General features: G+C 61.6%; 16 protein-coding genes and 2 pseudogenes. 7 read left to right on the plus strand and 11 right to left on the minus strand.

Annotation, left to right across the window (positions count from 1 at the left end):
* The first annotated feature begins 125 nt into the window (after window positions 1-125).
* From ACZ9J7_RS20085 to ACZ9J7_RS20095, 3 genes are read left to right on the plus strand one after another with little or no spacing between them, the layout of a single operon-like run.
* Entirely contained in the window at window positions 126-1,028 is a 903-nt protein-coding gene (locus tag ACZ9J7_RS20085; protein ID WP_476211910.1) for a glycosyltransferase, read from the plus strand.
* Window positions 1,025-1,768 (plus strand): glycosyltransferase, encoded by a 744-nt coding sequence (locus ACZ9J7_RS20090; RefSeq protein WP_476211716.1) that lies wholly within the window; start codon window positions 1,025-1,027, stop codon window positions 1,766-1,768. The genes ACZ9J7_RS20085 and ACZ9J7_RS20090 overlap by 4 nt, the downstream gene beginning before the upstream one ends.
* A complete protein-coding gene (locus ACZ9J7_RS20095; protein WP_476211717.1) occupies window positions 1,765-2,808 on the plus strand; it encodes a glycosyltransferase in 1,044 nt (347 codons plus the stop codon). The genes ACZ9J7_RS20090 and ACZ9J7_RS20095 overlap by 4 nt, the downstream gene beginning before the upstream one ends.
* Here the strand turns inward: ACZ9J7_RS20095 and ACZ9J7_RS20100 are convergent.
* Window positions 2,805-3,677, minus strand: a pseudogene (locus tag ACZ9J7_RS20100) (glycosyltransferase); the annotation flags it as partial. The gene ACZ9J7_RS20095 and the pseudogene ACZ9J7_RS20100 sit on opposite strands and share 4 nt — an antisense overlap.
* A gap of 12 nt (window positions 3,678-3,689) precedes the next feature.
* On the opposite strand from ACZ9J7_RS20100, the gene ACZ9J7_RS20105 reads away from it, so the two are divergent.
* A complete protein-coding gene (locus ACZ9J7_RS20105; RefSeq protein WP_476211911.1) occupies window positions 3,690-3,935 on the plus strand; it encodes a glycosyltransferase in 246 nt (81 codons plus the stop codon).
* A 98-nt stretch (window positions 3,936-4,033) separates the two neighbouring features.
* On the opposite strand, the pseudogene ACZ9J7_RS20110 reads toward ACZ9J7_RS20105, so the two are convergent.
* Window positions 4,034-4,354: pseudogene (locus tag ACZ9J7_RS20110) on the minus strand (glycosyltransferase); the annotation flags it as partial.
* A 152-nt stretch (window positions 4,355-4,506) separates the two neighbouring features.
* Between ACZ9J7_RS20110 and ACZ9J7_RS20115 the strand changes: the two are divergent.
* Complete coding sequence (locus ACZ9J7_RS20115; protein WP_476211718.1) at window positions 4,507-5,739, plus strand: lipopolysaccharide biosynthesis protein; 1,233 nt, start codon at window positions 4,507-4,509, stop codon at window positions 5,737-5,739.
* Between the two features lie 111 nt (window positions 5,740-5,850).
* Here ACZ9J7_RS20115 and ACZ9J7_RS20120 read toward each other — a convergent pair whose 3' ends face one another.
* From ACZ9J7_RS20120 to ACZ9J7_RS20150, 7 genes are all read right to left on the minus strand, one after another.
* Window positions 5,851-7,185, minus strand: a complete 1,335-nt coding sequence (locus ACZ9J7_RS20120) for a hypothetical protein (RefSeq protein WP_476211719.1) — start codon at window positions 7,183-7,185, stop codon at window positions 5,851-5,853.
* 369 nt (window positions 7,186-7,554) lie between these two features.
* Window positions 7,555-9,573, minus strand: coding sequence for a DUF6541 family protein (locus ACZ9J7_RS20125; RefSeq protein WP_476211720.1), 2,019 nt, complete (start codon window positions 9,571-9,573; stop codon window positions 7,555-7,557).
* Window positions 9,574-9,685: 112 nt separating this feature from the next.
* A complete protein-coding gene (locus tag ACZ9J7_RS20130; RefSeq protein WP_476211721.1) occupies window positions 9,686-10,411 on the minus strand; it encodes an ABC transporter ATP-binding protein in 726 nt (241 codons plus the stop codon).
* The gene (locus ACZ9J7_RS20135) at window positions 10,412-11,293 is read right to left on the minus strand and encodes an ABC transporter permease (RefSeq protein ID WP_476211722.1); all 882 of its coding nucleotides are present in this window, start codon (window positions 11,291-11,293) and stop codon (window positions 10,412-10,414) included.
* The gene (locus tag ACZ9J7_RS20140; protein ID WP_476211723.1) at window positions 11,290-13,314 is read right to left on the minus strand and encodes a glycosyltransferase; all 2,025 of its coding nucleotides are present in this window, start codon (window positions 13,312-13,314) and stop codon (window positions 11,290-11,292) included. The genes ACZ9J7_RS20135 and ACZ9J7_RS20140 overlap by 4 nt, the downstream gene beginning before the upstream one ends.
* A complete protein-coding gene (gene glf / locus ACZ9J7_RS20145) occupies window positions 13,311-14,498 on the minus strand; it encodes a UDP-galactopyranose mutase (protein ID WP_476211724.1) in 1,188 nt (395 codons plus the stop codon). Before glf ends, ACZ9J7_RS20140 begins: the two co-directional genes overlap by 4 nt.
* A 123-nt stretch (window positions 14,499-14,621) precedes the next feature.
* Complete coding sequence (locus ACZ9J7_RS20150; protein ID WP_476211725.1) at window positions 14,622-15,206, minus strand: acyltransferase; 585 nt, start codon at window positions 15,204-15,206, stop codon at window positions 14,622-14,624.
* Between the two features lie 158 nt (window positions 15,207-15,364).
* On the opposite strand from ACZ9J7_RS20150, the gene ACZ9J7_RS20155 reads away from it, so the two are divergent.
* Window positions 15,365-19,459, plus strand: a complete 4,095-nt coding sequence (locus tag ACZ9J7_RS20155) for an FtsK/SpoIIIE domain-containing protein (protein WP_476211726.1) — start codon at window positions 15,365-15,367, stop codon at window positions 19,457-19,459.
* A gap of 61 nt (window positions 19,460-19,520) precedes the next feature.
* On the opposite strand, the gene ACZ9J7_RS20160 is transcribed toward ACZ9J7_RS20155, so the two are convergent.
* Window positions 19,521-20,003 carry a hypothetical protein gene (locus ACZ9J7_RS20160; RefSeq protein WP_476211727.1) on the minus strand — a complete coding sequence of 161 codons (483 nt, stop codon included), beginning with the start codon at window positions 20,001-20,003 and terminating at the stop codon, window positions 19,521-19,523.
* A 229-nt stretch (window positions 20,004-20,232) separates the two neighbouring features.
* On the opposite strand from ACZ9J7_RS20160, the gene ACZ9J7_RS20165 reads away from it, so the two are divergent.
* Complete coding sequence (locus ACZ9J7_RS20165) at window positions 20,233-20,481, plus strand: WhiB family transcriptional regulator (protein ID WP_003804966.1); 249 nt, start codon at window positions 20,233-20,235, stop codon at window positions 20,479-20,481.
* Between the two features lie 144 nt (window positions 20,482-20,625).
* On the opposite strand, the gene ACZ9J7_RS20170 is transcribed toward ACZ9J7_RS20165, so the two are convergent.
* Window positions 20,626-22,092 (minus strand): sensor histidine kinase, encoded by a 1,467-nt coding sequence (locus tag ACZ9J7_RS20170; protein ID WP_476211728.1) that lies wholly within the window; start codon window positions 22,090-22,092, stop codon window positions 20,626-20,628.
* Window positions 22,093-22,107 lie beyond the last annotated feature (15 nt).

Here is a 22,107-nt window from a genome sequence, read left to right on the forward strand (position 1 = left end):
AGGCCTCTCCGCACCGGCGATAGACTGGAGCCTGCTGTCTGACAGTTCCCTAACTCATAGGAACGGTCTATTGGTTGAGCGAAAAGGAACGATAAGACGTGACGCAGCGGAGTGACCCGCGTGTGGTGGCTGTTATTTCAGCCTTCCACCCTCCCCAGGACCTTCCCGGCAGGGTGAAGGACCTCAATGAGCAAGTCCTCCATACAGTCGTGGTCGATGACGGATCCGACCTTGACCGGAATGACAGTGTGCTGCGGGAGTTGGAAGACCTCGGTTGTACTGTTCTGCGGATGCCCGGGAATGTCGGAATTGCAGCAGCACTGAACGCCGGGATCGAAGCTGCCTTTGAGGCGTGGTCCCCCGACTTCATCGTGACCCTTGACCAGGATTCAGCTCTGGATACCGGATATGTGGCAGCGGCCCTCGCCACTCATGCGGAAGCCGAGTCCAACGGCATCCACGCGGGGTTGGTCAGTGCACGGTCCCATAACGGCCTCAACGTACCGTTACTCGCTAAGAGCGCACGGTTTCCCGAAGCGTTCGATCCCCTCCAGTCCGGTGCCGTCATACCTGTTTCCACTTTCAAGACAGTCGGGATGCTTGACGAGAGACTATTTATCGATTGCGTGGATTCGGAGTTCAATCTCCGGGTCAGGTCGCACGGCTTGGCCACGTTGGTCGGCAAGGGCTGCAATATGACGCACGCCTTGGGACAGGCGCAACCCATGATGCTGTTCGGCTGGCACGTCACGCTGCTGGGCATCAAGCGCCACGTGCACTCGCACGCCCCATTTCGCGTTTACTACATGACGAGGAACAGTATCTACCTCTGGCGGCAGTACGGTGCAAGGTTCCCTGTATGGTTGCTCCGCAGGCTCCGCTTCCAAGTGGAAAGCGACGTCTTCAGGCTGATTTACGGGGAAAACCGCAAAGGACAATACCGGGCATTCCTCCGCGGATGCAGGGACGGATGGCTCGGACGGCTGGGCAAGATCGACGCTGCGTTTCAGCGGAAGATCAGCGCATGAACGCCCCCGCACCAGTCAGGGTTTCGGTCTGCATGGCGACCTACAACGGTCAAGACTATGTGGCGGAACAAGTGGGATCCATTCTGGCGCAGCTGTCTCCCGGGGACGAACTTATCGTCGTTGACGACGCATCCACCGACGGCACGGTCGATGTGCTCCGCCACATGGACGACCCCCGCATCGTCCTGATGCCCCGCCGTGAGAACAAGGGCTACGTCGCCAGCTTCGAGGAGGCGATAGCAGCAAGCAGGGGCGAGTACATCATGCTGTCCGACCAAGACGACGTATGGCTCCCCGAACGCGTGGAAACCCTCGTCTCCGCGCTTCAGGCCAAGAACTATGCAGCGAGCAACTTTACGGTCTTTGGCGGCCCAGCCAACAGGTACCACAAGATTCAGCTCAAGGAATCGGACAGCGGCCGGTGGCTGACGAACCTCATCACCACCTGGATCGGAGTGCGGCCGTATTACGGCTGCACCATGGCCTTTCGGGCTGCCGCAAAGAAGCAGTTACTCCCTTTTCCGGCGTTCCTGACCGAGACCCATGATCAGTGGATCGCCATCGTCGCCAACTTGGGCCGGGACATGGTGCACGTTGAAGCGCCCACAGTTGCCCGGCGCCTACACGACGAGAACACGACGCCCAAGTCCAGGCGGCCCACCGCAGTCATCCTTCGGGCGCGGCTCATGCTCCTTCGGGCCTTCCTTGTCGCCCTGGGCAGAAGGATACGCAGCACGTGACCTCCGCACAGCAGCCAGGTGCGGCCGCCATGTCTCCGGACCGCCACGAGGGCACCTTCGGGGCAGTGGCACTGGCCGCCTACCAGCCGGACGAACCGATGTTCGCCCGTCAGCTCAAGTCCATCCAGGAGCAGACTCACAAGGACTTTGTCTGTCTCATCTCCGTGGACGGCGACTACGCAGCGGTTGAGGCCATGGTGCGGCGTGCCTGCGGGGATGATGCCCGGTTCCATGTCCTCGGATACGAAAGCCGGCTTGGTTTCCACCACAATTTCGAGCGCGCCCTCCAAGCGGTCCCGGAAGCAGCCCAATGGGTTGCCTTGAGCGATCAGGACGATTTCTGGTACCCGGAAAAGCTTGAAACCCTGCTCCCGCATCTGGATCAGGCCGCGCTGGTTACCGGCCAGGCGCGCGTTGTGACACCGGAGGCCTCCGCTGCCGGCCATAGCTCCATAGGCGGTACCGTCACCGGCAGACGAAATGTTGGGGCTGCTGACTTCATTGCCAACAACCAGGTCACCGGGTCCTTATGCGTGTTCCGCCGGGAACTCCTTGAGGTGGCCCTTCCCTTTCCGTCGCTCGCTGCGCCCTCCCAGTACCACGACCATTGGATCGGACTCTGCGCACTCGCCTTCGGGGGCGTCAGCATCCAGGACGTGGTGCTGCAGGATTACATCCAGCACGGCAGCAACGTGGTGGGTGAATCGCAGCAAAGCCTTCCCACATCTATCCGCAACACCCTTCGCTTTGTGAAACGCTACGAAGGAAGCACCTCACCAAGAAGTATCTGCAGCATTATCTACAAGACCGGGCTCGGCTGGCGGACGCTCATGGCGCGGACGCTGCTTGCACGAATGGATGCAGCGGGACCAGGCGTCAAAATGAATGCGGACCTGGAAAGAAGCCTCGGTGTTTATGCCCGCCCTAAATCCGTCCCCCTTGTCAGCCTCGTAGCTGCCGGCGTGCGAAACGGTAACGTTTCCCCCATCAGAGCGCTGGAGATCCTGTTGGGCGTGGTGTTGAAGAAAGCGGCACCTTAGCGCCTGATCCTGAGCTGCTCGCGCTTTTCGGGTGTCAGGGTGCTAAGCAACTCCCCTGGCTGCACCACGGCAGGAAGTCGGAACATTCCTTCGACCAGGCCCCTGACCGTGTTTGAAGCCCACATGCGCTTGTTTTTGGCCACCCGAAACTGCTGAAGGGCCAACAAAACCAGTTCTGCAAGCCTGAAGACCGGCCTTGCTGTCAGAGACCATGGCCGCGGGTTGAGTCGTGTCAGCCACAACTGATTACGAAGATAGTAATAGAGCCGCCAGCCCATATCCTTTACGCCCGCGTTGTTGGGGTGCTTCATACGAGCGTCGACAATATGGACGCCGAACGAAGACTGGGCTAGCCGCTTGGTATATTCGACGTCGTCGAACCATATGAAAAAGTCGGCATACGGAAGTGGCATCGCGGCCGATAGTTCCAGGTCCACCAAAACGCCAACAAACGTCGTATGGGCAAGGGCGATGCCCCCGAGTTTCTGGGCAGCGACCTGAGCGGCTGCATCCGTAGATATGGTGGGCAAGTTTCCCACAACTATTGCCCCATTGGTGTCTTCCACCAGCGGCGCGGCAAAGCTTGGACGCGGGTCGCTTTCCATTGCCCGGACCAACGGAGCCAATGCGTCCCTGTGGGGCTCGGCGTCGTCATCCATCAACCAAGCGAGGCTATGCCCGTGGTCCAATGCCAGCTCTATCCCCCAAGCGAACCCCCCTGCCCCACCAAGGTTGGCGCCCGTCTCAAAAAGTGTGATGCCAGGGTGGTTGCTGCGTACGTAGTCAGCGCTGCCGTCGCTGGATCCATTCTCAACAACGATGATCTCGTCCAGCGGACGAGTCTGCTGTTCCAAGGCCGATAAGCACCTTTTTAGGTAGTCGTGTCCTACAACAGACTGGACTACCTAAAAAGGTGCTTATCGGCCTTGGAACAGCAGACTCGTCCGCTGGACGAGATCATCGTTGTTGAGAATGGATCCAGCGACGGCAGCGCTGACTCGTCGAACCATATGAAAAAGTCGGCATACGGAAGTGGCATCGCGGCCGATAGTTCCAGGTCCACCAAAACGCCAACAAACGTCGTATGGGCAAGGGCGATGCCCCCGAGTTTCTGGGCAGCGACCTGAGCGGCTGCATCCGTAGATATGGTGGGCAAGTTTCCCACAACTATTGCCCCATTGGTGTCTTCCACCAGCGGCGCGGCAAAGCTTGGACGCGGGTCGCTTTCCATTGCCCGGACCAACGGAGCCAATGCGTCCCTGTGGGGCTCGGCGTCGTCATCCATCAACCAAGCGAGGCTATGCCCGTGGTCCAATGCCAGCTCTATCCCCCAAGCGAACCCCCCTGCCCCACCAAGGTTGGCGCCCGTCTCAAAAAGTGTGATGCCAGGGTGGTTGCTGCGTACGTAGTCAGCGCTGCCGTCGCTGGATCCATTCTCAACAACGATGATCTCGTCCAGCGGACGAGTCTGCTGTTCCAAGGCCGATAAGCACCTTTTTAGGTAGTCCAGTCTGTTGTAGGACACGACTACGGCTGCTACGGACATGAACGATCCTGACTATGCGGTGAAAGTTACCCATCCAGCTTAGTGGAACTGTGTGGGGCCGCTGAGCCATAGCCAGATTCCTGCTCTAAGCTTGAGGCTTTGGCGCTCATAAGCCGGGATGAAAGGTTGGGCTGGACTTCGTGAAGGCTATTATGGCTGCCCTGTTTCGCGTGGGCACATTTGCCCTCACGGTAGGCGCAGGAACCGTTGTTGGGCTCCTCGCTATCCCTGTCATCACGAGAGTGGTCGGCGCGGACGCCTGGGCTGTCCAAGTTCTTGTGCAAACACTCGCAACGCTGTTCGGCGTAATTGTCGCCTTCGGCTGGGGAACGATCGGTCCGGGGTTGGTCGCCTCTTTGAGCGGCAAGGACCGGCCACAACTCTTCCTGGATTCTCTGATCACCCGGTCGTACCTGCTCTTGGTGGCAGCTCCGCTCATGATGATTGTCCTGGCCGTACTTAGGCCACGTGAAGCCCTCTTTGTCTCTGTCGCTTCGGCCGCCTACCTGATGCCATTTGTTGGGGCTTCCTGGTATTTTGTCGGCGAGGGCAGACCAATGAGGCTATTCCTCTTCGATGCCCTCCCCCAGTTGCTCGGCACAGTGGTGGGCGTGGGGATTCTGACCGTGACTACAGACCTGACTTCGCTGGTTATCACGCAATTAGTCTTCAACCTCTTCGCCGTAGTTATCAGTGCAACTGTCGTACTTCGCGGGGGCGCTGGGAATCTCGAGCCCAACTTTTCCCTCCGCAATTCAATCAACCAAATGGCGCAGCAAAGGCATGGGGTGATAACAGCTGCCACAGGTAGCTTCTACGTCAATCTACCCATGCTGGTAGTGAATGCCCTGATTCCCGCACAGTTGGCGAGCTATGCAATAGCCGATCGGCTCTTTCGCTTTGCAGTCACGGCATTCTCCCCTGTTTTACAGTTCGTCCAAGGCTGGATTCCAGACGGAGGGCCCGTTTCCACACTCCACAGAATCAAGCGGGCCTCACAACTGGCACCAGTTCTGGGGATTATTGGCGGTTCACTTCTCGCGGTGGCGGGGCCGTGGGCTGCCCAGCTCCTTGTTCCGGGTCCGAATAACTTCGGCTACAACCTGAGTATTCCTGTGGGTGTTAGTTTTGCCGCCGTGGCAGTCTCCCAGGTTATCGGACTGGCCTGCTTGGTGCCTATTGGGAAGGCCCGGGAGTTGGCTAACTCAACACTGGTTGGAGCTCTGCTTGGCGTCCCCATGATCATCTTGGGGGCAGTGTATCTGGGTGTAACGGGCGTCGTTTGGGGTATGGCTGTTTCCGAGGCGGCCGTGGCTGCCTTCCAGGCCCGAGTACTACGCCGTCACCTTCGCTCCCCCGCGGTTACCGTGAGCCGCCGAGCGTAAAACTGGAATTATCGTCCCAGAACCAGGACCGGCATCTCCTAATCCCGTGTCCAGCGGACCATTCCGCAAGACCCCGGTAGCCTCGAATGTTACGACCCTCGAATGCTCGAACTACTTTCCTCGGAGTGCCCTGCAGTTGACATACACCTTGTCTGCCAGCCAACCCTTCGGAGCGATCTGAACGCCGAACGCGTCGAGGTCCGAATCTGATCGGCAAGCATCCCGTCCGGCCTTAACCCCTTCGCTCCACACGGGCCCGTCCGTCCGGGAAACAACTGTCGGATAGAAAAAGAGCAACTGTAAGACTAGAAAACCTCCGAGAAGTGCAGACGCTGCCTTTGAAAAGGCCGGTGTAACCGCAGCGGCCAAGGGCAGGAGGGCCAGCAAGAACATGGAGGGCGCAGTGCTGTAGCGGGACAGGAAGAACCTATCCCAGTCAGCGCCAGTGAACGCGGCATAGTCAAAAAACGGCTGGGGGTTTACCGCCTGCGTAGCAGTCCACGTGCCCACTGACGCCGCCACCAGGACGATCGCCAAGACCCGATGCGCCGACGTCCCTTTCCAGATGATAAAGACGAATATCAAGAAAAATGGTATGGCCGCGAAAACACTCGGGAGGGCACCATATGCGCGAATATGATTCGCAATACTGGCAGAATCGCCATATACAAGCGCACTACTGCTGTTGAGAAACCATCCCTCCAGAATCGAGAGCAAATTGACCGGGTATCCTGAGGAAGGGGAACGCGGGAAAGTAAGGGCCGTATAGGCCTGACATATGAGACCCAGGAGAAGACCAGCCCTTGCAAACCACTTTGATTTATTCCGGAATCCATAAAGGAAGAGCGGAACAAACATGAGCGACAGTATCTCAGTGAGGGAGACAAGAAGTGAAACAATAAATAAGAATATTCCTTCCGCGCGATTCGTTGCAGACCTCAAGAGCAACCACGGTGCAAGCCAAAGAAGATACCAGTGGAAATTTGCAAAATTTGCCAGGGTCTCCAGGGGACCGGGTGCAACCAAAATGGCAATAGTTGCCCAGGAAAGCCTCACTAACTTACTCGCGGTAAATTGTTCAGATAGATAAAAGACAAGCAATGCCACAAGAGACACGGCCAGGCAGCTGGCAAAATTCATCGCAAGAGCGTAGTCATCGACGGAAACAGAACTGACAACCAAGTTTGCAGCCAGGCGGGGGATAATATGCAAGTAGCCCTCATATGGTGAAAATATTCCAGCCCAACCGCCGCCATTTATGGCATCATTTATGAATATCCCACCATCCTCGGCCCAGATACTTCGCTGCGCCTCCCGCGGCAGCCTAACAAAGGCAATTAGTGCACCCATAAAGACAATCAGTATCTGCAGTGCCCAGCCAGCGGGGCGGCGCCAACGGCCTTTACCTTCGAGCGGATCGTGCGCTTCATAGATCTGCCCACGCATTGCGGTTCCTGTCAACTTGCGCGCCAACCTTTCTCATTATCCCCAATAGTGCGCCCACAACCTCTCGGACTCCCGGCCCGCGGTTACTCAAGACTTTAAGCTGCGTACCAAAATTATTTCGGCGAACGGGTCTGCGGCCGACCCCTTGCTTTCTGCATACAAATCGGAGCTGGAGGTCTTCATTGTCAGGCCTGCCTGGGCCGTCACCGACACGTGGATCCTGGCGGAGTGGGGGCCCACCTCTAAGAGATAGTATCCGCACCGCTAGTTACAAGCAGACACACTCTTCGATTACCAACTTCCGTCTGAAAGTCGACAGCAGTTTAGGCTGAGATATCTCCCAAGATTCCTGATCGTCGGCCGGAAGGCTTACGGAGCGGGACACAGATCGAGCCTGTAGAGCTTCGCTTCCCCCTGAGAATCTTCCAGCGTTGCCATACCTGCGGCTATGAGCGCATCCAGTCCTTTGTAACCGCTGTCCCGGCCGTGCACCTCGCGATGCCCGAAGTCGAGGATGTACTCGATTTTGAGGTTCTCTACGGCCGGGCAGACTGTCGGGTCGTCCTTGGCGGGAAGAGGACCATTGAGCAACGGGACCGCACCCTGGGGAACAGCGCTCAGGATATGCAGTTGGACCAGCTTGCGGTCAGCAAAGGCATAGGCGAGGGAGCTGCCGTTCCAGGGATTGCCAACCATTAGGGCGTCCTTGGGCACTTCTCCGGGCAGTCGCTTGATAAGGGCTATCTCGTCACTCGATATCAGCGGAGAATTCTCTGCCAACCGGTAAGACCCTGCCATGGATGCCTGCGCCTGGGCTACGTTTCCGCGTTGAGTGGCTGCTGTCATGGCGACGATCATGATGATCCCCGCCGCCGCAACGAGACCCGCAGGCCCAAGCATTGGGCTCCTAGAAGCCCGCTCGGCCGGCCGGGAGGGCTTCCCACTGTTCAGGTGGGCGGCACCCGCCACGAGAGCGGAGGAGACCCATGTCCATACTTCGACGGCGCCCCTGCAGGCAAGCGGAATTGTCACCAAGGGCAGGAGTGCCGCGAGGCGCGGCGGATCGTTATACCAGATACCGGTGAGAGACAGCCGGAAGTCGTCAGCGGGGAAAGAACTGACCACAACGAAGAGTGCCCCTGCGACCAAGTACATTCCCAGTAACCACAGTTGTCGCTTGGAACGGATGATCACATAGGTGCCAAGGAGCGTCAGTGCCATGACCGCCCACGCAACGGGACGTCCGATCCCCGAACTGCCAATCAGTTCGCCGATAGCCTGCCCCGTCGTCTCCACTGGCGGCCAGAAGGCGGCCTCGGCCGGCGGACGTACCAGGTCCCATAAAAGGCGGATCAGTACGACGGCGGCAATGAAGGCCAGTCCGAGGGTGGCCGAAGCTACAACGCGTCTCCGTCCTGTCCTGGACCTGATCGTGTCCGCGCAAACGCGGATATACACGTAAATGGCGGGAGGCAGCATCAGGGCCAGCCAGGCCATGGCAGCGCTGGGGTGGGCAAGGGCCATCCCAGGAAGGACCGCGAGCAACACAAGCAGGCTAATGATCCTGGAACCGTGTGAGACGGCGGACAGGCCAAGTGCGTCCAGCCCCACTGCCACAACCAGTGGCAGGAGTGCCAGGGCCAGGAAGTTCGGGTAGAGAACTCCGAAATCGAGGAGTGAAATGGGGAAAGCACCAAAGGCAGCTGACAAGATGCCTGCGGTGATGCTCACCGCCGGACGGCGTCCCCATAGTGTTTGAGCAAGGTAGATGCACCCTATTGGCCACACCAAGGCGGCAACTGCGATATTGACGGCATTGACGGAGGACGTGATTTCCCCACCACCGACACTGACAAGTAGTGACACGAGGTCGTGCCATGCGGCAGGATAGGAGCCCGCACCTGTCATGGCGTTGAGTGTGAGGGACGAGCCGGAACCAGTGTCGAGAATGAACCGGACAGCGTTGAGGTGGAAAACGTTGTCGAAGGTCTGCGAGAACGACTCGGGCGATCCGATGGCGTTCACGAGCCGGCGCCCGACCAGGACGGCCGCCAAGAGTGTTGCCGCCAGGGAGGCCGCCATCCACTGGCGCGGTTCGGCCCCGTGGTCCGTTACTGCCGTCCCCTTCCGCCTGGAGAGCAAAACGGACGCAGCAAGAGCCACCACGGCCATTCCGATGGTTACCGCAACGACCGGCAGCAGTGACCAGGCGACACCGGCGAAAGGTGAGGCAATGGCGGCCACGGCGATGACCGAGACACTTATCCCCGGCGCCACCGCAACCGCCCGGGGCAAGCCAAGCCGCGCTGCAAGGCCGACGACAAGTCCCGGAATGAAGATCAGGGCCACCGCGAGGAGAAGTTGAGGTGTTGCATCAAACCAAGACAAAAGTCCTCCATACGGCTACCGTGAGCGCAGGTGCAGTGCACGAGCCTGCACCTGACTGCTGAAAACATCACAGACGGCCCAGCCGGGTGTCCGTGAAAGAAAGTTACTTGGGCTACTTGCGCAACAGGCCGACGGCCTCGTGGATCGGTCCGTCGAAGATCAGCTCTCCATGCTTAAGGAGAACACCGCGCCTGCAGATCCTGGAGACAAGGTCAAGGTCGTGGCTCACCACCACGAGGGTTTTGCCGTCCCGCGCCAAATCCTGGATCTTGTCGATACATTTCCGCTGGAAAGGCTCATCGCCTACCGCAAGGATTTCATCGATCAGGAAGACTTCGGGGTCCGTATGCACGGCCACCGAAAACGCCAGCCGGAGGTACATCCCGGACGAGTAGAACTTCACTTCCGTATCGATGAACTGGCCTATCTCGGAGAATTCGACAATATCGTCGAATCTGTCCTTGATCTGCTGCTCCGTCATTCCCAGGATGGCACCGTTGAGGAACACGTTGTCGCGGCCCGACAGGTCTGGGTGGAAGCCTGCGCCTACTTCGATGAGCCCGGCGACCCGGCCCCTTGTTTTCACCGATCCGGTGTCGGGGAGCATGACTCCGGAAATGTGCTTGAGCAGGGTGGACTTGCCGGAACCGTTCAGGCCCAGGAGGGCAACAGTTTCCCCTGCCTCGATGTCAACGGAAACGTTTTTCAGGGCGTGGAACTTCTCGGACAGGTCACCCTTGCGCCCCTTTACGAGCCAGACAACGGCCTCCTTGATGGACCGCGTGTGGCGAAGGACAAACTGCTTGCTGATGTCAGTGACTTCGATTGCCTTGACCACTTAGAGCTCCTGCGCGAAACGGCCCTCGAGCCGCCGGAAAGTGAATTGACCGAGTACGAGAACGGCCAAGGCCACGCCCAGCCCAACAAACAGCCAAAGACTGAAGAGATTCGGGGGCATGGCGACGGATCCGTCTGTTGTGGGAAACCAGAACGCATAGTGGAAGAGTTCCACCCCGATGGTGATCGGGTTGGCCTGGTAGATGGCGAACCACCCTGCGCCAAGCTTCTCCTGGACCATTGACCATGCGTACATAACCGGGGATGCCCACGTTGCAATCATGAGGAGCATGTCCACCAGGTTCTCGGAGTCCCGGAAGTAGACGTTGGCCGCCCCGAAAAGGAGGCCTAGACCGGTAGCGAGCAGGGCAACGATGACAAATCCCGCAACTGAAGCCAGCAGTTGGACAAGGTTGGGATGCCACCCGGCGAGCACGCACCCGATGACCAGGACCACCAGCTGGGGAAAGAAGTGCACGGCCGATACCCAGACGGACGCAACGGGAAAGAGCTCGCGCGGAAGATAGATCTTCTTGATGAGATTTCCGTTGTTCACGATCGACCGTGCCGCGTTGCCCAGCGCCTCCGTGAAAAAGTTGATCAGGACGATGCCGGAAAACAGGTAGACCGCGTAGTTCGCCAAGCCTTCCGGGTTCCGCGCGCTCCGCTCCAGGCCGAGGAAGACCCCCAGGGCCACATAGAAGACTATGAACTGCACGCCAGGCTTCACGTAAGACCAGAGAAGGCCCAGCACGGAGCCCCGGTAACGAACCTTGAGCTCTTTCCTGACCAACAGCTTGAGCAGGAAGCCGGACTGCCTGATGTCCCGCAGCCCGCCTCCCAGCCCGGGAGTAGTTAGTTCACCGGATGCAACAGCGCTCACTTGATCTCGTTCTGGGTGTGCTGCTCGAACGTCTTCCTCCACGACTCCATGGAAGTCAGGTCTGAAACGGCGGCTTTGTATTGCTTGCTGAGGGCAGGCCACTCCTTTAGCAGGGCCGAGTGGAGCTTGGCGCTGTCGGCCAGCATCTTCCTCAGCTGCTTGGGATCACGGCGGTACCAGGAGGCCCCAGTGCCTTCGGCGTTGGACACCACGGCACTGTCGTACTGGGCCATCCGCCACCACCGGTTGTCCTGGTGCGCGATCGTCGTCTGTGGCCGTTCTGCGCTGGTGCCCTTAACAGGGCTTGCCAACTGCCGGACAACGGTCTTCGCGGCCCATGGAAGGAGTGAGAGCTTTCCGGGCTGCGACGGGCCGTGTCCACGGCGCGGCGGTTTGTCCATCTTCGGCGCGGGGAAGTCCTCGGGGTCCGGCCGGAAGACCGCGTCGGAGTGCGCGGCCATCATCTCGCGGATCTGGGGCAGTTTGGCCGACAGAAGCCCGGGCAGGGCATCCGGTCCCTTCAGCACATCCTCCAAAGCCCACTGCCGGCCCTGGGCCGTGGCGTACTGCATCGAGACCAGGTGCTTAACGTCGGCGTACTGCGACTCTTTGATGACCCGGCCGCCGAACTCGTAGGGGCTGTGCAGGAGCGCAGCCACGACCCTGTTCCGGGCGTGGAAGTAGGCCTGCCAGCCCACAAGGTCGTCCTTGTCGATCCACGAAACGTGCCAGACAGCTGAGCCGGGCAAGGACACGGTCGGGTAACCTGCGGCTTTGGCCCGCAGCCCGTATTCCGAGTCGTCCCACTTGATGAACAGGGGAAGTGACAACCCGATCTCACGGATCACTTGAGTGGGGATTAGGCACATCCACCAGCCGTTGTAATCGACATCGCAACGCCGGTGCAGCCAGGGCGTCTGGCGCAGGTTGGAGGACAAGAAGTCGTGGCCCAGGATCATGTCTTCGCTGGGCAGGGACGGCTGGAACCTGTAGGGGTTCACGACTTCACCGAAGGTGTGCAGGACAGTACGGTTGTAAAGGTCGAACATGTGGCCGCCCACGAGCGTGGGAGTCTTGCACCGGTCCGCGAAAGTCAGCAGGCGGATAATGCTCTCCGGTTCGACAACCACGTCATCGTCCATGAGCAAGGCGTAATCGCTCCCGTTCTCAACAGCTTCGAACATACCGCGGGCAAAGCCGCCGGACCCGCCGAGGTTGGACTGGTTGATGATGCGCAGCTTGCCGCTGAGGGACCGCTTGACTTCTTCGAAGCCGTCCGCGTCGGCAAGTTTCTGCGTGCCCTGATCCACTATCAGGATCTCCTGAACGTGTGCGAGGGCGTCCTCGCTTTCTGCGAGCAGCCGCAGGTTGTTCAGGCAAAAGTCCGTTTTGTTCAGGGTGGTGATCTGCAGCGTGACCGAACCCGGCTGCGCCTCAACTGCGGCACCCTGCCATTCGGCGTCGAGCATGATCAGCGGCTCTGTGCCCGCGAGCAAATCAAACCAATACCACCCGCCGTCGCCGAAGGGGGCGAGCGAAAGTTCGAAGGTGCTCTCGGCGGTGCCCTCGACCCGGCGGGTGTCTACCCGCTGGAGGGACCCTCGTGCGTTCGACTTGTACACGATGACCGAGCCGGTGCCCTGGGTGCGAACCTGCAGCCGGACTTTGTCTACGGTGGTCCACCGCCGCCAGTAGCTTGCCGGGAAAGCATTGAAGTAGGTGCCGAAGGACACCCTTTCACCCGAACGGACAGACGTGGAATGACGTGAAAGGAAATCTTCCACGTGGGCTTCCTTGGTGGGGCTGCTGATGGTCCGGGCTTTGGTCGCTTTCCCGTCCCGGTCGCCTGCAGTGGGCAGCTGGATGCCGGTGGCAGTTCCCATGTCCATGTAGAGGGGCACGGTATCCATCTGGGTGGCGCTCGGCAGGATCACGCGCTGAAGCGTTTGCCATGCTTGCCGGCCCTGCGCAGAATCCGTCTTCACGGAATTCTTGGTCTTGTTGTCGGTAGGGACGCTCATGCGTCGACTCCCCCGCTTTCAAGCTGTACGCCGCTTTCGAAGTGCGGCCTGATTTTGTTGTCGAACATGCTCAGCGCGGCTCCGATGGCCATGTGCATGTCCAGGTACTTGTAGGTGCCCAGCCGGCCGCCGAAGAGGACGTCCTTCTCGGCTGCCGCAAGATCGCGGTACTTGAGCAGGCGCTCCCTGTCAGCGGAGGTGTTCACGGGGTAATAGGGCTCGTCGCCCTTTTCCGCGAACCGCGAGAACTCGCGCATGATGACTGTCTTGTCCGTCTGGTAATCGCGCTCGGGGTGGAAATGGCGCGGTTCGATAATGCGCGTGTAGGAGACGTCGTCGTCGTTGTAGTTCACCACCGAAGTACCCTGGAAGTCCCCCACCTCAAGGACTTCTTCCTCGAAGTCGATGGTTCGCCAGGACAGGTCACCCTCGGCGTAGTCGAAGTACCGGTCAACCGGACCCGTGTAGACAACGGGAATGTCGCCGACGACCTTGTTCTTGCTGTACTCATGCGACTCATCGAAGAAGTCGGTATTGAGCCGCACCTCGATGTTGGGGTGCTCAGCCATCTTTTCGATCCAGGCGGTGTAACCGTTGGTGGGCAGGCCCTCGTACTTGTCGTTGAAGTACCTGTTGTCGTAGTTGTATCGCACGGGAAGCCGGGAGATGATGCCAGCCGGCAGGTCCTTGGGATCCGTCTGCCACTGCTTGCCGGTGTAGTGCTTGATGAACGCCTCGTACAGCGGGCGGCCGATCAACTGGATGCCCTTGTCGTTCAGGTTCTGGGGGTCGGTTCCCGCCAGTTCGCCGGCCTGCTCCTGGATGAGGTCCCTGGCCTGCCCGGGCGTGAGGTTGGCCCGGAAGAACTGGTTGATGGTGGCGAGGTTAATGGGCAGGGAATAGACCTCGCCCTTGTGCACGCCGTAGACCTTGTGCACGTAGTCAGTGAAGGTAGTGAACCTGTTGACGTACTCCCACACACGTTCGTTGGAGGTGTGGAACAGGTGGGCGCCGTACCGGTGGATCTCAATCCCGGTCTGCTCTTCCTTTTCGCTGTACGCGTTGCCGCCGATGTGGTGGCGGCGGTCGATGACGACGACCTTCAGGCCGAGCTCAGTGGCGGCCTGTTCTGCGATTGTCAGGCCAAAAAAGCCGGACCCTACGATGACGAGGTCAGCAGTCACAAAATCTCCTGGTTCGAATGCGGGCAGCGCAAGGGTGCGCATTGTCTGCTGCTCTAGCCTACCCGAGGGACTGGAGGGCCCGTCGAATCAGTGCGCGCGCTGTGACCCGGCACACAAGCCGCATCACGCGGCCCGCAGCACTCCCCCGCTCTCGAAGAATGCGTCCCCCGTTGCCGGGCAAACCCACCGGTCATCCTCGCGTTGGAGCGGTTGGCCTGCCTTTCCCACCCATCCAATCCGGCGTGCGGGAACACCCGCTACGAGGGCAAAGTCCGGCACGTCTTTGGTGACGACGGCGCCCGCCGCCACCATCGCCCACGCGCCAATGGTCAGGGGTGCTACACAGACGGCCCGGGCGCCGATCGCGGCTCCCCGCCTGATGGTCACGCCCACTTTGTCCCAGTCATTCTCCGTCTTCAGGGCCCCCTCCGGGGTCACCGCGCGGGGAAAGACATCATTGGTCAGCACTACTGCCGGGCCAATGAAAACCCCGGCTTCCAAGACTGCAGGCTCGTACACCAACGCATAATTTTGCACCTTGCAGTTCTCCCCCAGGATCACTCCCGGGCCTATGTAGGCGCCGCGGCCTATAACGCAGTTCTCCCCCAGCCGCGCCGCTTCCCTGATCTGGGCAAGATGCCACACCTTGCTGCCGCGGCCTATGTGGGCACCGTCATCGATGTCCGCGCTGTCAGCAATCGTGTTCAAAGGGACTCCTTCGCTGCTGCCGGACCGCAAGCAAGGTCCAGGGTGTAGTGATCCTAACCGGCCGGTCCCGGTCAGCGGACCACCGAAACCGCACGTTTATCCACATAAGCATTAAAGCTTCTGACGGTGACTGCATCCCATGTCTAGCGTGTGGGTACATGTACGAAGGATCCCAGCCCATGATGCTCAACTGCACACTGGTGGACGGCCCCGGATCATCGCGGGGCCAGGCACCTGCGGAACTCTCAATCAGCGCTCCGGCCGGCACGGCAGGCTCCGTAATTCACGAACAATTGGTCCGGAAATTCCATGCGGGCATCGTAACCGTGCAGGGACAGGACCTGCGTTCCCTGGTCCTCGGAGTGGCACCCCTTGTAGAGGCAGCGGTCCTTGTCGACGGCGGCACTTCCGTTCCGGATGGGCGGACCCGCCGGCCGGCTCCCGGGACGGCGCCTCCCCTGGTGCTTGCCGTCGACAGCGGACCAGCAGCGGGCACGGTCGTTCCATTACGGCGCGGCAGCTACAGTATCGGCAGAAGCGGAACGCGGATAGCCATCCCGGACCCGGAACTGTCGCGTGAGCACGCACGGGTCGTGGTCACAGACACCGACATCCTGTTGATGGACCTGGACAGTGCCAACGGCACCTATGTCGATGGTGAAAGGATCCGGACCAGGGTCATATCCACGGAGTCAAGCATCAGGTGCGGGCAGTCAAACCTTTCGCTCGTATTTGCAGAACCGCCTGGCCGGGCTCTGGCTGACGCCGGATCGTCTGTGACAGAGCCCATCGTCGTACATGGCCGTGCATACGCCGGCAATCGGACAGCCCTGGTCCTGGCTGCGGTCCTCCCCCTGGCCATCGGGGTGCTGCTGGCCGTGTTTACTGGAATGTGGATGTTCCTCGCCTTTTCCGCGGCGTCCGTAGTGTCTGTCCTGGTTCCTGCTGTCACCGGCAGGCGGGAGAAAAGGGAGCTTTCCGCTGCCACGAAGGCCGCCGTTACGGAAGACAGGGAACGCCGGCTGCGGAGCGCCCCTCCCCTTTCCCTCGTCGCCTTGGCCGCACAGCCGGCTGATGGGACGTCCGGCCCGGGGGCCGGCGGCGTGTGGTTGCGGCTGGGACAGGCCGACCAGGCAGCCAATGTCAGGGTTGAAGGGCAAGGTGCCGGCTGGGTTGCGCCGAAGGCGGGCATGGTTCCGGTCGTCCTAGACCCGGACTGCCAGTTCACCGCCGTGAGCGGTCCGCGGTCCGCCACCGACGGCGCAATGCGGTCCGTCCTGATGCAACTGGCGGGGTATCCGCGTGCAGCGGGGACGCACGTTCTCGTCCACGGGAAGCCGGAAAGCCTTCCCCTCTCCGCCCGCTACCTGCCCCGGGTGACCCTGGCCGCAACGCCACACGCAGCCCTCGGTGTCGTAAACAAAGGGCATCCCCACGGCTGCGAGCGCGGTGTCCTGCTTATCCAGGGGGAATGCCCGGCCGGAGCCGCTGACCTGTCAGTACGGGACGCCGCGGTCCGGCGGGGATGGCAAGTGCTGCAGTTCCAGGCCCTGGACGGGACGTCCTCAACTTCGGACGTCGTCCTCTCCGAACGCAACTCTGTCCTGGCCCAGGATCTCCGCGAGACCACCTTTGTTCCCGATCTGGTCCCGGAGGCTGTCTTCACTGATTTTTGCCGGCGCTTGGCGGTCGCATGGAGGCAGGACAACGACCGGCCGGGGTCCGTTCCCGCTGCCTGCGGCCTTGGCGAAGTGCTGCCCTTGACGCCCACTGCCACCGCTGACCGCTGGCAGTCAAGCCTGCACAAGGATGGACTGGCCATACCGCTGGGCATCTGCGCATCCGGAACCAGGACCGTTGATTTGCAGTACGACGGGCCCCACCTCTTGGTGGCGGGCACCACTGGCTCTGGGAAGTCGGAGCTGCTCCGGAGCCTCACCCTGGCACTCGCTCTGAGCTATCCGCCCGAGCGGGTCAACTTCTTCTTCATCGATTTCAAGGGCGGTTCAGGACTCGGTCCGCTCAGTGGCCTCTTCCACTGCGTGGGCCTCCAGACCGACCTGGCCGGCTCCGACATGGAACGAACGCTGACCTCGTTGCGCGCCGAGCTGCGCCTCCGGGAGAAGTGCCTTGCGGATGCCAACGTCGCGGACATAACCACGTACCGATCCACCAGCACGGCGGAGGATTTTGCCCTCCCGCACCTGGTCATCGTCATCGACGAGTTCAGGGTGCTGGTTGATGACCTGCCGGAGGTACTCCGTGAGTTGTTGAGGATAGCGTCCATTGGGCGCTCCCTGGGCATCCATTTGATCATGGCAACCCAGCGGCCGCAGGGCGCGCTAACAGCGGATATCCGCGCGAACGTGACCACAAGCATCGCTCTTCGCGTGCAATCCGAGATGGAGTCGGTGGATATCGTCAATTGCGGGAGTGCGGCCGGGATCAGTGTTGACGCTCCCGGCCGGGCTTTCCTTGTCCGTGGAACGGAGGCCGCCGAGGAGTTCCAGGGGGCATCCCTGGCCCCAGCGGCACCGGTCCAAGGTCCGGGTGTCATTTCCGTGCACAGGACAACGGACTTCCTGGCCTGCCAAGTGGCCGGGACAGCCAACACACCAGCTACTGCGCCCACTCCGGCGCAGGCAGTGGAACCCCTGGTGGCAATGGTGCGGAACCTCTGCAGCCAGGAGGGCAAGGCGCCCCCGAGGAGGTTTGTTGCCCCTGCCCTGCCGGAGGATCTGGAAGAACCTGCTTCCCACCCGTCAGCAAGCCCTGGTGTCCCCGGCCTGGGGGCCCCGGAACCCGTGGACGGCGCCGCCGGGGTTTGCCTCGGCCTGACGGACAGGCCGGAGAAGCAACGGGTAGAACCCCTGGTGTGGGATCCCGCCCACCACGGCCACGCAGCTTTTGTCGGCAGCCCCGTGTCCGGCTCGCAGGCAGCACAGGAACTCGCCGTCCACAAGCTGATCACCAGAGCCGAGGAAGCCCACTTCTACGTCCTGGACGCTGCAGGAAGTTTCCTCGAGCTGGCGGGCGCAGGACGGATGGGCGCCCGGGCCGGACTGGATGACCTGCGGCGAGGGGTGCGGATTCTTGAGCGGTTGGCCGGGGAGCTGGGCCGGCGGAGGAGCCATCCAGCTCCCGGGCAGGTGCGTATTGTCCTGGTCGTTTCGAGCTGGGGATCCTGGGTGTCGGCTTTCCGTTCTGGGCCGCTGGCCTGGGCTGAAGACTTGGTGCACGATCTTGTCCGCGACGGCGCCAAGGCAGGACTCACGGTTCTGCTCTCCGGGGAGCGGGAACTTGTCACGTCCAGATTCTTCGGCGCCGTACCTAACCGCTTCTACTTCCCAGCCGGTTCCACCGAGGAGGGCCGCGCCATGTGGCCCCGGATGTCCTCGTTGCCCTCAGCCGAGGGACGGGCTGTTGCCTTCGGGCCGGTCTCAGGCGGCGGTCCGGCAATCTGCCAGTTCTATCGGAGTGCTGCCCCGGGGCGGCGGGACGACGGTGGCCCGGAGTATCCGGCTTCCCGGGTACCTCCCCTCCGGGTTGAGCCTCTCCCTGCGCTCATCACGGTCCGGCAGGTCGGAGCGATGGCACTACCGGCGGTGGCGCAGCCGCCATCAGATCAGATCCCGGCAGGTCGGTCACCCTCCGCCAGCGACCGCGGGAGGGGTAACACTCCAATACATGCGGTGCAGCGCGATAAGTTGCTGGGGGTGGCCGGCGACGAGGTCGCCGCCGCGTTCTTCCGGGTCCCGGGCAACGCGGTAGTGGCGGTCCTTGGCAGCCCGGGAAGCGGTAAGAGCAACACACTGCGCGCACTGCAGGCGCTTAACCCATCCCAACCGTGGTGCGCGCATCAAGGGCCACCGCACTCCGCAGAAGAGTTTTGGGCCGGGATCCTCCGGCAGGCCGAAGATGGGTCCTTGCTGCGGGAAACAACACTGCTGGTTGACGATGCCGACCAACTTCCGCCTCCGGCGCTAAGGGATCTGGATCACCTGCATTCCTTGGGCCATTCCCTGGTGGTGTCTGCCGCCTACAGTCCCATGCTTTGCCAGCGCGTCCCGCTGATGATGACCGCCCGGGCTTCCGGCGTCGGCCTGTTGCTTGGCCCGCGTTCCATGGCCGATGGCGACCTCTTCGGCGTCCGGTTCGATGTCGAATCCAATGCCCCGCCGGGGCGGGCCGTCTTGATCTCCGGCGGCCGCGCAGTCCCGTTCCAGGTGGCCTGGGCCGGAACCGACGAGTGATCTCGTTCGTGCGTTGGCCTCGACGAGGCCCGTTGCTGCAGCGACGACGGCGTGCCCGGGATCAGGGCGTTGGTGGCGCACTGCCTGTGCGGGACGCGTGGCTGACAACCTTATTGGTGAACAGGAGGACGATGGCAATGGCGGCGGGAACCAGCATCGCCATCCCGGCCAGGACCAGACCGCTGGTCACCGTGGGCACGCCAATAGTGAGGACGAACAACTGGGCCACCAGCGCGGCCGCCCTGGTCCACCGGTACCCGCGGTAGAGGAACACTGCAACCGCGTAAAGCCAGGCCGAGAAAGCGAGCAGGAGGCCCAGGGTAAAGACAGCTCCCCAAAAGGACAGCACCGGGCTTCCACTGAAAAGTTCATAGGCATACCAGCCCGCCGCCACAAGAAGAGCCGTCGCCTCAGCACCAGCAATGGCCGCCACCACCGTCGCAGCGCCCGGGACTCGACCGCGCCGCCAACCAGCCCCGCCGGGGCTGCCCGGATCGCTGGAGGGGGACGGAGTACCTGCTGGGTTTACCGGGGGTCTTGACACACTGGCACCCTACCGGACATAGTCGGACACTGGTGAGGGCCGGAGCCGCCACTGTGATGCATCGCTCAGGTTTCAAGGGATATCAGGCGTTATTACCCCTTGTTTACACAGCGTTAACATGACAGGCTTGATGCAGATGACCAAGGGGGCCCAGAGGGCCCTTTTCCTTTGTAGCCACTAGTGAATAATTTCACAAAGGCACTTCCCAGAAATGGAGCTACTGATCAGCATGGATTGGCGTAACCGCGCAGCGTGCCTCGACAAGGACCCGGAATTGTTCTTTCCCGTAGGGAACACAGGACCGGCCCTGCTGCAGATCGAGGAAGCCAAAAGCGTCTGCCGCCGGTGCCCCGTAGTCGACACCTGCCTCCAGTGGGCCCTCGAGTCCGGTCAGGACGCCGGCGTCTGGGGCGGCATGAGCGAAGATGAGCGCCGCGCCCTCAAGCGCCGCGCTGCCCGCGCACGCCGCGCCTCCTAGAAGCCCCAACACCGGCATCGCGTCGTCCGGCGGGAGAATGTAACCGACGCACAGAGGCCCCGGGACAATCCAGAGATGGATCGTCCCGGGGCCTCCGTCAATTTCACTCCCCCGCCGCGGCCAAGCCGGCCGGACTTTGGGCTCCTAATTGCCGGCCAGGCTCAGCCGGATCTTGACCTCGGTGCCGCCGCCCTCACGGCGCTCCCACGCAATCGTGCCGCCCAGCTCACTGGTGACGAGGGTCCGGACGATCTGCAGGCCCAGGCCCTCCACGTGCGGGGTCTGCGGGAGCCCCACGCCGTCGTCGGCAATGGTCACAGTCAGCTCCTCACCGTCTTCCCCTTCGGATCGGTCGGCTACGAGCCATACTGTGCCGGCCCTCCCTTCCAGGCCGTGCTCCACAGCATTGGTCACCAGTTCGTTGATGACCAGGGCAAGGGGAGTAGCAAGGTCGCTGGGGAGTTCCCCGAAGCTGCCGGAGCGTTCCGTCCTGACCTGCTGAGAGGGGGAGGCCACCTCAGCGGACAGCCGGAACTGGCGTCCGATCAGTTCGTCGAAATCGACGCTCTGCGTCAGCCCCTGGGACAGGGTCTCATGGACCAGCGCAATGGTGGCCACCCGGCGCATCGCCTGCTCCAGGCCTTGTTTCGCTTCGTCGCTCACCATGCGCCGGGACTGCATCCGCAGCAGCGCGGCCACGGTCTGCAGGTTGTTCTTGACCCGATGGTGGATTTCGCGGATGGTGGCGTCCTTGGTCACCAGTTCCATTTCACGGCGGCGCAGCTCGGAGACATCGCGGCAGAGGACCAGAGCGCCGAACCGCTGCTGCTCGTCGCGGAGCGGAATGGCCCGCAGGGACAGGCTTACTCCCCTCGACTCAATCTCGCTGCGCCAGGGCATGCGGCCGGTAACGACCAGCGGCAGGGTCTCATCGACCAGGCGGCGGTCCTTGAGCAGGCCAGCGGTGACTTCCGCGAGCGAACGACCTTCCAGGGACTCCCCGTCACCCAACCGCCGGAAGGCTGAAACGCCGTTCGGACTCGCATACTGCACCACGCCGTCGGCATCCAGCCTGATCAGCCCGTCCCCCACCCGGGGGGCGCCGCGGCGGGATCCTGTGGGCGAGGCAAAGTCGGGCCACAGACCCAGCGTGCCCATCCGCAGGAGATCGTAGGCGCACTGCCGGTAGGTCAGTTCCAGCCTCGACGGCATCCGTGAACTGGAGAGGTCCATGTGGGTGGTCACCACGGCGAGCGTCCTGCCGTTGCGCACCATGGGCACGGCCTCGACCCGCAGGGCCATCTCACTGTTCCAGTTTGTCTCGCTGGAACGCTCGATGGCCCTGCTGTTCCAGGCCTTGTCCACGAGCGGCTGCAGGTCGGAGCGGATGCCCTCACCCACGAAGTCGCTGTGGAATGCCGTGTGGGTGGTGGAAGGACGCACATGTGCCAGGGCAATGTAGCCAAGCTCCGGGTGGGGGAACCAGAGCGCCAGGTCGGCGAACGCAAGGTCCGCGACCATCTGCCAGTCCCCCACCAGGAGGTGCAGCCACTCGGCATCGCCAGGCCCGAAATCAGCGTGTTCCCTGATGGGGTCCGTAAAGATTGCCACTGCACCTCCAGTTGC

The organism is Pseudarthrobacter sp. TE9888 (assembly GCF_056279345.1).

Coding starts and splice junctions, on each gene's coding strand:
- ACZ9J7_RS20090 (WP_476211716.1), top strand. CDS start 1,025: ATGAACGCCCCCGCACCAGTCAGGGTTTCGGTCTGCATGGCGACCTAC.
- ACZ9J7_RS20115 (WP_476211718.1), top strand. CDS start 4,507: ATGGCTGCCCTGTTTCGCGTGGGCACATTTGCCCTCACGGTAGGCGCA.
- ACZ9J7_RS20120 (WP_476211719.1), bottom strand. CDS start 7,185: ATGCGTGGGCAGATCTATGAAGCGCACGATCCGCTCGAAGGTAAAGGC.
- ACZ9J7_RS20140 (WP_476211723.1), bottom strand. CDS start 13,314: ATGAGCGTCCCTACCGACAACAAGACCAAGAATTCCGTGAAGACGGAT.
- ACZ9J7_RS20155 (WP_476211726.1), top strand. CDS start 15,365: ATGTACGAAGGATCCCAGCCCATGATGCTCAACTGCACACTGGTGGAC.
- ACZ9J7_RS20165 (WP_003804966.1), top strand. CDS start 20,233: ATGGATTGGCGTAACCGCGCAGCGTGCCTCGACAAGGACCCGGAATTG.